An 11905-nucleotide genomic window follows, 5' to 3' on the forward strand; every position below is an offset into this window, starting at 1 on the left:
GGCGCCAGGGCTTGAGGCCCGGCGCCCTGCCCCTCATCCATCATCAAGGCGCCGATGCCGCCGACGCCGCGCTCGCGGCTTTCGCCGCCGGTGCTGCTACAGCCGGCGCCGTGGCAGGGCAACCTTGCGCACGGGCATAGCCCTTCAGGTAAGCACGGCGCAGCGAGCCGGCCGTGATGGCCGCCGCCACGCGCTTGGAGTGGCGCTCTGCGCCCGTCAGGCGACGCACCCAGCCGCGGAAAGGCACGATGCCGGTGGTGGTGTCGCTGATCATATTGATGGACGCCTTGCCCGCCTGGTCCAGCAGGCTGGCCTCATTGCCGGTCTTTGGGGCGTCCAGATCGGCGCCCAACGCGGCATCGAGCGCCTGAATGCGCTCGGTCAGAGCAGCGCATTCGCGCGCGGGCGGCTCGGCATAGGGCGACACCAGCGCTTCCTTCAACGCATCGGGGATCTTGGCGCGCATCAGGTTCAGGTCACCCAGGGGCGCGATGACGGCATCCCCCGCCTGGTTGATGTAGGCCCGTGTCGGCTGCGATGCGCTGCTGGCAGGTGTGGCCCGCGTTGATGCCGCGGCCTCAGGTGCGGCTGCGCTGTCAGCAGGCTGTGATGCCGGTTGCGCGATGGCAGAGGTGGCCAGGCAAGCCAGGGCCACCAGCGAAAACGAGGTGAGATACTTGATGGTCATGTGTTGTTTGGAAAGATCGGCGCAAACACGGAACAGCGACGCGGCTCGACAACTGGGCTGACCCGTTTCGGGGTTCAGTCCGTGTTCTGGGCGATGCGCCAGAGCACGCCGGAAGGATCGAACAGGATGAAATCACGCATGCGCCAGGGCCGCGCCTCGATCGGTGTCAGCTTCACGCCGTAGCGGCCAGCGATATCGGCCCGTTGCAGGCGGGCGTGCCAGGCATCCACGTCCTCGACCAGCAGGTGCATCATCAGGTTCTCGGCCAGTTCCTTCACGTAGAACTGCTGCAGCAGGAAACTGACGTTCTCGTGGTGGAAGTAGCCGATGCCATCGCTGTCCGAGGCCATCGTGAAACCGATGTCCTGGTAGAAGCGCTTGGACTGCTCGAAATCCTTGGCTGGCACAAAGGCCTTGAGTTCCACGGTGCGCAGGTTTGCCATCCCACCTCCCTGGTGTCGCGATGTCGTTGTGCGCGGGGATTATGGCACCGTGCGATGCCTGATCGCTCCCACCCTGTTGGGGGTGCCTTGGACGAACTCAGGCCGGCCGCTGGTGGGCCATCTGCATGACTTCTGCCGCCGTGTGGTGCTTGAGCTTGTGGTCGGACCACACCTGGCGCCAGCGACGTGCGCCGGGCAGGCCGCTGTACAGGCCCAGCACATGGCGCATCACCTGAGGCCAGCGCACCTCGCCATGCGGCCAGCCGCGCGTGCGCTCGACCTCGGCATCCGCATAGGCGGCGATCGCGGCCTCGACCTGCTCGCGCGTAGGGGCATCCGTGCGCGCGGGCTGGTTGAAGAAACGCTCATCCCACTCGGCCAGCAGCCAGGGCGTGTGGTACGCCGCACGGCCCAGCATCACGCCGTCCAGCGCCACACCGTCGATCACGGCGCCCGGCTGCAACTGCGCCAACGCCTGATCGTTGTCGGCCAAGCCGCCGTTGAGCACGATGATCAGGTGCGGGAAATCCTGCTTGAGACGGTGCACGAACTCGTAGCGCAACGGGGGGATGTCACGGTTCTCTTTCGGGCTCAGGCCCTTGAGCCAGGCATTGCGCGCGTGCACGATGAACACTTGGCAGCCCACGTCGGCGATGGTGCCAACGAAATCGCGCACGAAGTCGTAGCTTTCGATCTTGTCGATGCCAATGCGGTGCTTGACGGTGATGGGCATGCGCGGGTCATTGCCCGTGGCGTCCATCATGGCCTTGATGCAATCGGCCACCAGCGTAGCCTCGTTCATCAGGCAGGCCCCGAAAGCGCCACGCTGCACGCGCTCGCTGGGGCAGCCGCAGTTCAGGTTGACTTCGTCATAGCCACGCGCCAAGGCCAGCTTGGCGCACTCTGCCAGGTCGGCCGGCTCGCTGCCGCCCAGTTGCAGGGCCACCGGGTGCTCGGACTCGTTGTAGTCCAGAAAGCGGAGCATCTTGCCGTGCACCAGCGCACCGGTGGTCAGCATCTCGGTGTACAGGCGCGCGTGCTGGCTGAGCTGACGGTGAAAATAGCGACAGTGAGTGTCAGTCCAGTCGAGCATGGGCGCCACGCAGGCGCGCCAGGGGCTCAGGCCGGTCTTGGGATCGATCAGGGCGCTCATCGGGAAACAACAGACAGCAGCAGGCGGCAGGGAAACTCAAGGCATGAAGCGCCTGCGCGTCAGGTGGATCAGGCGTCCTTCAGATCACGCAGCGGGTGGGCGTGCGCCGGCCAGACCGGATCGAAGAAAGCCTGCACCATCTCGGGCGTGACCTCGGCCAGTGTGGCCGGGCTCCAGCGGGGCTGGTGGTCCTTGTCGACCGCCAGGGCGCGCACGCCCTCCACCGTCTCGCTGGCCGCGTCCTTGCGCAGGTTGAAGCAGTGGCGGACCATATCACGTTCCATGCGGAATTCATCGGCCAGGGCCATGCCGCGCGCACGACGAATCTGCTCAAGCGTGACGCACATCATCAATGGCGAGTGGCCGGCCATCTGCGCCAGGGTGTGGCGGGCCCAGTCGCTGTCGTCCGCCTGCAGCGAGGCGGTGATCGCGGCCACGTCGGGCAGCGAGAAGTGCTTGTCGATCTGCGCATGCAGCCCGGCCAGCGTGGGGGCGTGCAAACCTGGCGCCGGATGGGCCGCCGCGTGGGCGCAGAGGCGTTCGGTGAGTTCGGCGCCGCTCTCAACAGGGCTGGCTTTCAGCCCGTCGAGCAGCTCGCCCAGGCTGGCGGCTTCGGCCTGCATGTCGGCCAGGCCCAGGGCCAGCGCATCGCCCGCGTTGATGTGCGGGCCGACCACGCCCAGGTACTCGCCCACATGGCCCTTGCAGCGCGACAGGAAGTAGCCACCGGCCACGTCGGGGAACAGGCCAATGCGCGTCTCGGGCATGGCCATGCGCACGGTTTCCGTCACCACGCGCAGCGAACAGCCCTGGGCCAGGCCCATGCCGCCGCCCATGGTGATGCCTTCCATCCAGGCCACGAAGGGCTTGGGGTAGACATGGATCAGGTGGTCGAGCGCGTACTCTTCGGTGAAGAAGTCGTCGATGGACAAGTCGCCCGTGGTGGCGGCCTCGTGCATGAAGCGGATGTCACCGCCAGCGCAGAAGTGCGTGGCCGAAGGCTTGCCTTCAACAGGTGCGCGGGCCGAGCCGCGCAGCAGCACGCCGTGCACGGCCTTGTCGTCAGCCCAGGCCAGCAACTGGCCATGCAGGCTGCGCACCATGGACAGGGTCAGCGCGTTGAGCGCCTTGGCGCGGTCCAGGGTGATGATGCCCAGGCCCCCGATGACCTCGGTCTGGATCAAGCTGTTCGATGTCATCGCGCTCCGTACTGCAGTGTGGTGCCGGACGCAGCAGCCCGCCCGGATGGCTGGCAGGAGGATAGCCCAAACGGGGGGACATCGTGCGACGGCCAGGGGGCTGGCCGCCGCCTAAATCGCTCAGATCCGCGCGATGATGCGCTCGATGTTCCGCTCTGCGAACGCAGCCGTCGACAGAGCCGGGTTGGCCACCAGCGAATCGGGGAACAGCGACGAATCCATCACGTACAGGCCCGGGTAGTTCTTGACCTGGCCGATGTCGTCCGTGGCCAGGCCCAGCGGCACGCCGCCCAGCGGGTGGTAGGTGGCGTTGTCGCCCACCGTCTTGCCACCGAACCAGGCCTTGCTGTAGGTGGAGCCGTTGACCTTGTTGATCTTGTCGTACACCGAGCGGGCGCTGGTGACCGGCTCGTCCTTGGCCGTGTTGGACCACTGCAGCACCGCCTGCTGCTTTTGCGCGTCGTAGTTGAAGCGCCCCAGCTCCGGCGTCTGCGTCATCGTGATGTGCGCCGTGGTGAAGGTGTCGATGCCCAGCGGCATGGCGATGTTCATCGAGTAGACCTGGTTGCCGCGGTGGTCGTAGGCATCGATGCCGGTGGCCGGCAGCACCGAGGTCTTGGCGCCCGTCGACGTGAACACGTTGCGCACCGAGAAGATCTCGCCGTTGGAGCTCCAGCGCGTGCCCACGTGTTCATTGAGCTTGGGCAGCGTGCCGGTGGCGCGGGCCTTGACCAGCAGCTGCGTGGTGCCCATGGAGCCGCCGCCCAGGAAGAGCCGGTCGCAGCTGATGGTGCGCGTGGCCAGCACGGTGCCGGACACATCGATCTGCTTGGTGGACACCACATAGCGGCCGTCGCTGGCCTGCGTGATGGACGTGACTTCGGTCAACGGCTGGATGCGCACCAGGCCCGTGCCCACGGCCTCGGCCAGGTAGGTCTTGTCCAGGCTCTTCTTGCCGTAGTTGTTGCCGAAGCCGCCTTCGCTGCCCAGCGCCGACTTGGGCACCAAGCCGGCTTCTTCCTGCTCCATGTAGGCCATGTCGTAGCCCGAATCCAGCGTGCGCCACTGGAAGCCCGCCTTCGCAGCCTGCGCGCAGGCCACGCGGGCGTACTTGTGATAGGCGCTGGCCTGGTAGTAGGCCGGGCGGATCATGTTGGCACCCAGGCCCTTGAGCGCACGCGGGTAGTAGACGTTGTAGAGCTCGTTGATGTCGATGCTGGAAGGCAGGATGCGCTGCAGCGTCTGGCGGTACGGCGTGATCAGCATGGCCAGGTTCACCAGCGAACCACCGCCCACGCCGCGGCCCAGGTAGACCTCCATGTTCGGCGAAGACACCACATCCAGGATGCCGGCCGACACGGGCACCTTCAGCAGGCTGCTGACGGGAATGATGCCGAACACGGTGGAGAACACGGCCGTGATGCGGTCCTTGAACCACATGGCGCGGTCGTCAGGCGAGAACGGCTTGCAGAAGATCTTGCCGTCCTTGCCCGGGGTGTTCCACAGGCGGCCCATCTCCAGCACGGTGACGGGTTGACCAGCCTGAGCCAGACGCAGCGCAGTGACGGCACCGCCGTAACCGGAGCCCACCACCAGGTTGGGCACATGCTCGTTGGCCTGGGCCGCGTAGGCCTCGTCGGTCATCATGCCGGCCAGCATGCCCACCGTGGGCGCTGCCGCCATCGACAGCAGCTTGCCGGGCATGGCCACACTGGCCAGACCCAACTGGCCGCCAACTGCCAAAACCCGTTGTCCCCACAGGCGCCGATTCATCTTGTTGTCCATGAGTTTGTCTCCTGATCCAAATGCATTGAAAGATGCATGGATGCTAGAAAACGAAGGCCGGCGTGACATTCGCCACGCCGGCCACTCATTCACCGAATCAGCCAAAACCCGGGAAACTCCTCAGACAGAGCCCCAGGGGGAAACCATCAGCCGATCAGGCCTGGGATTCGCGCGAGGCGCGCTTGCGGTCATGTTCCTTCAGGTGGCGCTTGCGCAGGCGCACCGACTTGGGCGTGATCTCGACCAGCTCGTCGTCGTCGATGAAGTCCACGCCGTACTCCAGCGTGAGGTCGATCGGAGGCGTGATCTTGATCGCGTCTTCCTTGCCGGACACGCGGAAGTTGGTCAGCTGCTTGGTGCGGGTGGCGTTCACGACCAGGTCGTTGTCGCGGCTGTGGATGCCGACGATCATGCCTTCGTAGACCGGGTCGTTCGGCTTGACGAACATGCGACCGCGGTCGTCCAGCTTGCCCAGGGCGTAAGTAAAGATTTCGCCTTCGTCCATGGAGATCAGCACGCCGTTCTTGCGGCCGCCGATGTCACCCTTGTGGGCTTCGTAGCCGTCGAAGATCGACGAGATCAGGCCGGAGCCGCGCGTCAGGTTCAGGAACTCGTTGCTGAAACCGATCAGGCCACGGGCGGGGATGCGGTACTCCAGGCGCACACGGCCACGGCCGTCCGGCTCCATGTTGATCATCTCGCCCTTGCGCAGGCCCAGGGCCTGCATCACGCCACCCTGGTGAAGCTCTTCCACGTCGGCGGTGACCAGCTCCATCGGCTCGCTCTTGACGCCGTCGATGTCCTTGAACATCACGCGGGGCTTGGAGACGGCCAGCTCGTAGCCTTCACGGCGCATGTTTTCCAGCAGGATGGTCAGGTGCAGTTCGCCCCGGCCGCAGACCTCGAAGATGCCGTCTTCGTCGGTTTCCTTCACGCGCAGGGCCACGTTGTGCTGCAGTTCCTTCTGCAGGCGGTCCCAGATCTGGCGGCTGGTCACGAACTTGCCTTCACGGCCGGCCAGCGGCGAGGTGTTCACGCAGAAGTTCATGGTCAGCGTGGGCTCGTCCACCTTCAGCATGGGCAGCGGCGCGGGGTTGGCGGGGTCGGTCACGGTCACGCCGATGCCGATGTCCTCGATGCCGTTGATCAGCACGATCTCACCGGGGCCGGCTTCGGTCACCTGCACGCGGTCCAGGCCCTGGAAGGTCAGCACCTGGTTGATGCGGCCCTTGACGCTCTTGCCATCGGGGCCTTCCATCACGACCACGTCCTGGCCGGGCTTGGCGCGGCCCTGGCTGATGCGGCCCACGCCGATGCGCCCCACGAAGGTGGAGAAATCGAGCGCAGAAATCTGCAATTGCAGCGGCGCATTGGGATCACCCTTTTGTGCCGGCACGTGCTTGAGCACGGTGTTGAACAGGGCCGACATGTCGGGGCCCCACTGCTCGCCAGGTGTGCCTTCTTCCAGCGAGGTCCAGCCATTGATGCCCGAGGCGTACACCACGGGGAAGTCCAGTTGCTCGTCGGTGGCACCCAGCTTGTCGAACAGGTCGAACGCGGCGTTGATGACGGCGTCGGGCTTGGCACCAGGCTTGTCCACCTTGTTGACGACCACGATGGGCTTGAGGCCCAGGGCCAGCGCCTTCTTGGTCACGAAGCGCGTCTGGGGCATCGGGCCCTCTTGCGCGTCGATCAGCAGCACCACGCCGTCCACCATGGACAGCGCGCGTTCGACTTCACCGCCGAAGTCCGCGTGGCCCGGGGTGTCGACGATGTTGATGTGCGTGCCTTCCCAGCTCACGGCGCAGTTCTTGGCCAGGATGGTGATGCCGCGCTCGCGTTCGATGGCGTTGTTGTCCATCACGGTGTCGACGACCTTCTCGTGGTCGGCGAAGGTGCCGGACTGGCGCAGCAGTTGGTCAACCATGGTGGTCTTGCCATGGTCAACGTGGGCAATGATGGCGATGTTGCGGATCTGGGTGCTCATGGGAGGGCTCGGTTTCTTGAGAATCATGTCGGGCCGCTGTGGCGACCCAGGGGAATCAGCGGGCGGGAGTTGCGTCGGCCGGCGCCCCAGGAAGCGGGGCATCGATCTGGCCTTGCACCTCCAGCGGGCTCAGCAGGCGGGAGGGAATCAGTTCTCCCTCCTTCACGTGGGCACTGCCCAGGAAGATGCGCGGGCGCTGGTCACGCGTGGCGGCCGGGTTGTGACCGTACACGCGCACGGCCTCCATGTTGGGCAAGGTGGTGCGGCGGCGCAAGCCAGTCAGGAAACGCCCTGCGTCCTCGTCGGACAAGAGCGTGTCGGGCCAGTGCGTCACCAGCACGTCCAGCGGCTGCAGGAAGGCATCGCGCTCGGGTTCGGTCATCGCCAGCAAGGCATCCAGCGTCACGGCGCCGTCGAGCGACACCAGGCCGCTGCCTGTGCGGCGCAGGGCCGTGAGGTGGGCGCCACAACCCAGCGCCTCGCCGATGTCCTCGGCCAGGGTGCGGATGTAGGTGCCCTTGGAGCAACGCACGTCGATCATCAGGACGTCATCGTGCCAATCCAGGATGTCGATGGCGTGAATGGTCACGCGGCGCGCTTCGCGCTCGATCTGCACGCCTTCGCGGGCGTATTCGTACAACGCCCTGCCCTGGTGCTTGAGCGCCGAGTGCATGGGCGGCACCTGGTCGATCGGGCCGGTGTAGCGGGCGCAGGCCTGCTCGATGGCCTCACGGCTGGCGGCCACAGGACGCGTGCTCAGGACCTCGCCCTCGGCATCGCCCGTGGTGGTGCGCTCGCCCAGCTTCAAGGTGGCGGTGTAGCGCTTGTCGGCATCGAGCGCCACCTGCGAGAACTTGGTGGCCGCACCGAAGCACAGGGGCAAGAGGCCCGTGGCCAGCGGATCGAGCGTGCCGGTGTGGCCCGCCTTGTCGGCGCGCAACAGGCGCTTGACCTTCTGCAGCGCATCGTTGCTGGACCAGCCCAGGGGCTTGTCGAGCAACAGCACGCCGTGCAGCGACCGACGCGGCAAGCGCGCGGGCCGGCCTTGCGGGGCAGCAACCTGGGCGATCGGGGTGTCGGTCGTGGCGTTCATGGTGGGATACAGCGACTGGCAGCAGTGAACTGCGTCAGTCGTCCTTGGCCTTGTCGGCCACGGCCTTGTTGATCAGCGCGCTCATTTCCGCCGCGCGCTCGGTGGTGCGGTCGAAATGGAAGTGCAACGTCGGGACGGTGTGGATCTGCAGACGCTTGAACAGGCCATTGCGCAGGAAACCCGCGGCCTCGTTCAGGGCGGCTTCGCACTCGTCGGGCTTGCCGATCAACAACGAGAAGAACACCTTGGCGTGGGCGTAATCGGGCGTCACCTCGACGCTGTTGATCGTGACCATGCCGATGCGCGGGTCCTTGAGCTCGCGGATGAGCTCGGCCACATCGCGCTGGATCTGGTCCGAAACGCGCAGGCTGCGGTTGGGGGTGGAGCGTTTATGGCGCATGGTGATTTCCTGCCGTGAAACGGTGCTGGCTCTTTCAAGCACAAACCCCGCCTGCGGCTGGCAGGCGGGGTTGTGTGGGGGAGCCTGCGCGGTGGTTTACAGCGTGCGGGCCACTTCCTTGATTTCGAAGAACTCGAGGACGTCGCCTTCCTTGATGTCGTTGTAGCCCTTGATGTTGAGGCCGCACTCGAAGCCTTCCTTGACTTCCTTGACATCGTCCTTGAAGCGCTTGAGGCCTTCGAGCTCGCCGGTGTAGATGACGACGTTCTCGCGCAGCAGGCGCAGACGGGCGCTGCGACGCACCACACCGTCGGTGACCATACAGCCCGCGATCGTGCCGATCTTGGAGGCCACGAACACCTGGCGGATCTCGGCGGAGCCGATGACTTCCTCGCGCTGCTCGGGGGCCAGCATGCCGGACATGGCTGCCTTCACCTCATCCACGGCGTCGTAGATGATGTTGTAGTAGCGGATGTCCACGCCGTTGTGCTCGGCCAGCTTGCGCGCACCGGCATCGGCACGCGTGTTGAAGCCGATGATGACGGCCTTCGACGCGATGCTGAGGTTGACGTCCGACTCGCTGATGCCACCAACGGCGGCGTGCACGATCTGGACCTTGACCTCGGGGGTCGACAGCTTGAGCAGCGAGGCAGCCAGAGCTTCCTGCGAGCCTTGCACGTCGGCCTTGATGATCAGGCCCAGGGTCTGGACATCGCCCTGACCCATGGTCTCGAACATGTTCTCCAGCTTGGCGGCCTGTTGCTTGGCCAGCTTGACGTCACGGTACTTGCCTTGGCGGAAGGTGGCGATTTCACGGGCGCGGCGCTCGTCGGCCAGCACCATGAACTCGTCACCGGCACCCGGCACCTCGGTCAGGCCCTGGATCTCCACCGGGATGGAAGGACCGGCTTCGGTGGCGGCCTTGCCGTTCTCGTCCAGCATGGCGCGCACGCGGCCATAGCTGGAGCCAGCCAGCACCACGTCACCGCGCTTGAGCGTACCGGATTGCACCAGCACGGTCGCCACAGGGCCGCGGCCCTTGTCCAGGCGGGCTTCGATCACCAGGCCCTTGGCCATGGAGGTGACAGGCGCCTTGAGTTCCAGCACTTCGGCCTGCAGCAGCACTTGCTCCAGCAGGTCGTCGATGCCGGTACCCACCTTGGCCGACACGGGCACGAAGGGCGAATCGCCGCCGTATTCTTCCGGCACGACCTCTTCGGCGACCAGTTCCTGGCGGACGCGCTCGGGGTTGGCACCCGGCTTGTCGATCTTGTTGATGGCCACGACGATGGGCACACCCGCCGCCTTGGCATGGTGGATGGCTTCCTTCGTCTGGGGCATGACACCGTCATCCGCCGCCACGACCAGGATGACCAGGTCGGTGGCCTTGGCACCGCGAGCACGCATGGCCGTGAAGGCCTCGTGACCCGGGGTGTCCAGGAAGGTGATCATGCCGCGCGGCGTGTCGACGTGGTAGGCACCGATGTGCTGCGTGATGCCGCCGGCTTCGCCAGAGGCGACGCGCGTGGTGCGTATGTAGTCCAGCAGCGAGGTCTTGCCGTGGTCGACGTGACCCATGACGGTCACGACCGGCGCACGCGGCAGGGCCTCGGCGGTCTGATCTTCGTGCTCTTCCTCGAGGAAGGCATCCGGATCGTCCAGCTTGGCGGCAAACGCCTTGTGGCCCATTTCCTCGACGAGGATCATGGCCGTTTCCTGGTCCAGCTGCTGGTTGATGGTGACCATCTGACCCAGCTTCATCATCTGCTTGATGACCTCGGACGCCTTGACCGACATCTTGTGCGCCAGATCGGCCACGGAGATCGTCTCGGGCACATGCACCTCGATGATCTGCGGCTCGGTCGGCGCCACGAAGTTGGACGAGCTTTCGCCACGGTCACCACCGCGACGGCCACCACGGCCACCCGGGGCTTTCCAGCTGTTGCGGCCGGCGCCAGAATCGTTGCGGCCCTTGTTGGCCGTGGGTGCGCCACGCTTCTTGGCGTCGTCGGCCCAGCTGGAGGACAACTTCTCGGACTTGACGGACTTCTTGTCGCCCGGCTTGGCGGCACCAGCAGGCGCGGGGGCGCCAGCGGCCGTCTTGGGCTTGTGGATAGTGCCCTTGATGCCCGCGGCGGCCGCATCGGCCGGCTTGGGCGCCACTTCGGGCTTCTTGGCGGTCAGCACCTTCTTGGGGGCGGCCATCATCGCGCGGATGGCGGCTGCCTCGGCCTCGGCGGCCTTGCGACGGCGCTCGAGGTCACCCAGACGCTTTTGCTCTTCGGCTTCGATGTCAGCAGCCTTGACCACGCGCACGGCCGGAGCCGGTGCGGGGGCAGGTGCCGGCGCTGCAGCAGCGGAGGCTTCAGCCACGGCGGGCGCTGGCGCAGCGGCCTCGGCCGGCGCGGCCACAGCCACGGTTTCACCTTGCGCGGCGGCAGCGGCGGCGTCGGCACGGGCCTGCTTGGAGGCGCGCGCGGCCGAGTTCAGGGCAGCAGCCTCAGCCTGGGCGGCAGCCTGGGAGGCAGCACGGCGGGCAGCGGCTTCGGCCTTGGCGGCTTCGCCATCAGCGGCGGGCGCGCTTTCAGCGGCTTCGCGGGCAGCGCGCTCGGCGGCTTCGCGGGCAGCCTGGGCTTCACGCTCACGGGCTGCGGCGGCTTCACGCTCGGCACGCTCCTGCTCTTCGCGCAGGCGGCGCTGCTCGGCCAGGGCTTCTTCCTGACGGCGCAGCTCTTCGGCCTGGGCGCGGGCTTCTTCCTCGCGGCGCTGCAGATCGGCGGCTTCTTCGGCAGCGGCGGCCGCTTCATCGACACCGTCTTCGCGCTTGACGAACACACGCTTCTTGCGCACTTCGACCTGGATGGTGCGGGCCTTGCCCGAAGCGTCGGCCTGCTTGATTTCGGTCGTCGACTTGCGGGTCAGCGTGATCTTCTTGCGGTCGGCGCCGGCAGAGCCGTGCGACTGGCGCAGGTGATCGAGCAGACGTTCCTTGTCGGCTTCCGTGAGCACGTCATCGGGCTGCGCCTTGGGGACGCCAGCCGAATGAAGCTGCTCCAGCAGTGTCGCAGCCGGGCGGTTCAGCTCCGCGGCGAGTTGTGCGACGGTGGTCACGGCCATTGTGTTGATCCTTGCGATGTGCTTTGTGCGGTGTTCGAGG

The 11905-nt window shown here is 66.2% G+C and carries 9 protein-coding genes; all 9 read right to left on the minus strand.

The features are described from left to right. Window positions 1–43: 43 nt before the first annotated feature. Window positions 44–688, minus strand: coding sequence for a hypothetical protein (locus tag WAQ08_RS04265; protein ID WP_422189393.1), 645 nt, complete (start codon window positions 686–688; stop codon window positions 44–46). Window positions 689–762: 74 nt separating this feature from the next. After that, window positions 763–1131, minus strand: a complete 369-nt coding sequence (locus WAQ08_RS04270) for a VOC family protein (RefSeq protein WP_422189394.1) — start codon at window positions 1129–1131, stop codon at window positions 763–765. 97 nt (window positions 1132–1228) lie between these two features. Next, on the minus strand, window positions 1229–2284 hold the full coding sequence (gene dusA, locus WAQ08_RS04275) for a tRNA dihydrouridine(20/20a) synthase DusA (protein ID WP_422189395.1): 1056 nt from the start codon (window positions 2282–2284) through the stop codon (window positions 1229–1231). A 68-nt stretch (window positions 2285–2352) separates the two neighbouring features. Continuing rightward, window positions 2353–3483 carry an enoyl-CoA hydratase/isomerase family protein gene (locus WAQ08_RS04280; protein WP_422189396.1) on the minus strand — a complete coding sequence of 377 codons (1131 nt, stop codon included), beginning with the start codon at window positions 3481–3483 and terminating at the stop codon, window positions 2353–2355. A gap of 120 nt (window positions 3484–3603) precedes the next feature. After that, complete coding sequence (locus WAQ08_RS04285; RefSeq protein WP_422189397.1) at window positions 3604–5268, minus strand: GMC oxidoreductase; 1665 nt, start codon at window positions 5266–5268, stop codon at window positions 3604–3606. A gap of 154 nt (window positions 5269–5422) precedes the next feature. Beyond that, a complete protein-coding gene (typA, locus tag WAQ08_RS04290; RefSeq protein ID WP_422189398.1) occupies window positions 5423–7255 on the minus strand; it encodes a translational GTPase TypA in 1833 nt (610 codons plus the stop codon). A gap of 55 nt (window positions 7256–7310) precedes the next feature. Then, window positions 7311–8348 carry a tRNA pseudouridine(55) synthase TruB gene (gene truB / locus WAQ08_RS04295; protein ID WP_422189399.1) on the minus strand — a complete coding sequence of 346 codons (1038 nt, stop codon included), beginning with the start codon at window positions 8346–8348 and terminating at the stop codon, window positions 7311–7313. Between the two features lie 34 nt (window positions 8349–8382). After that, a complete protein-coding gene (gene rbfA, locus WAQ08_RS04300) occupies window positions 8383–8748 on the minus strand; it encodes a 30S ribosome-binding factor RbfA (protein ID WP_422189400.1) in 366 nt (121 codons plus the stop codon). 96 nt (window positions 8749–8844) lie between these two features. Then, window positions 8845–11865 carry a translation initiation factor IF-2 gene (infB, locus tag WAQ08_RS04305; RefSeq protein WP_422189401.1) on the minus strand — a complete coding sequence of 1007 codons (3021 nt, stop codon included), beginning with the start codon at window positions 11863–11865 and terminating at the stop codon, window positions 8845–8847. Window positions 11866–11905: the final 40 nt, after the last annotated feature.

Origin of the sequence: Aquabacterium sp., from assembly GCF_049274795.1 — a bacterium.
Classification (GTDB): Bacteria; Pseudomonadota; Gammaproteobacteria; order Burkholderiales; family Burkholderiaceae_C; genus Aquabacterium.

What these genes read in the sequence shown, in the direction of transcription:
- WAQ08_RS04265 (WP_422189393.1), bottom strand. Translation starts at nt 688, where the DNA reads ATGACCATCAAGTATCTCACCTCGTTTTCGCTGGTGGCCCTGGCTTGC.
- WAQ08_RS04270 (WP_422189394.1), bottom strand. Translation starts at nt 1,131, where the DNA reads ATGGCAAACCTGCGCACCGTGGAACTCAAGGCCTTTGTGCCAGCCAAG.
- dusA (WP_422189395.1), bottom strand. Translation starts at nt 2,284, where the DNA reads ATGAGCGCCCTGATCGATCCCAAGACCGGCCTGAGCCCCTGGCGCGCC.
- WAQ08_RS04280 (WP_422189396.1), bottom strand. Translation starts at nt 3,483, where the DNA reads ATGACATCGAACAGCTTGATCCAGACCGAGGTCATCGGGGGCCTGGGC.
- WAQ08_RS04285 (WP_422189397.1), bottom strand. Translation starts at nt 5,268, where the DNA reads ATGGACAACAAGATGAATCGGCGCCTGTGGGGACAACGGGTTTTGGCA.
- typA (WP_422189398.1), bottom strand. Translation starts at nt 7,255, where the DNA reads ATGAGCACCCAGATCCGCAACATCGCCATCATTGCCCACGTTGACCAT.
- truB (WP_422189399.1), bottom strand. Translation starts at nt 8,348, where the DNA reads ATGAACGCCACGACCGACACCCCGATCGCCCAGGTTGCTGCCCCGCAA.
- rbfA (WP_422189400.1), bottom strand. Translation starts at nt 8,748, where the DNA reads ATGCGCCATAAACGCTCCACCCCCAACCGCAGCCTGCGCGTTTCGGAC.
- infB (WP_422189401.1), bottom strand. Translation starts at nt 11,865, where the DNA reads ATGGCCGTGACCACCGTCGCACAACTCGCCGCGGAGCTGAACCGCCCG.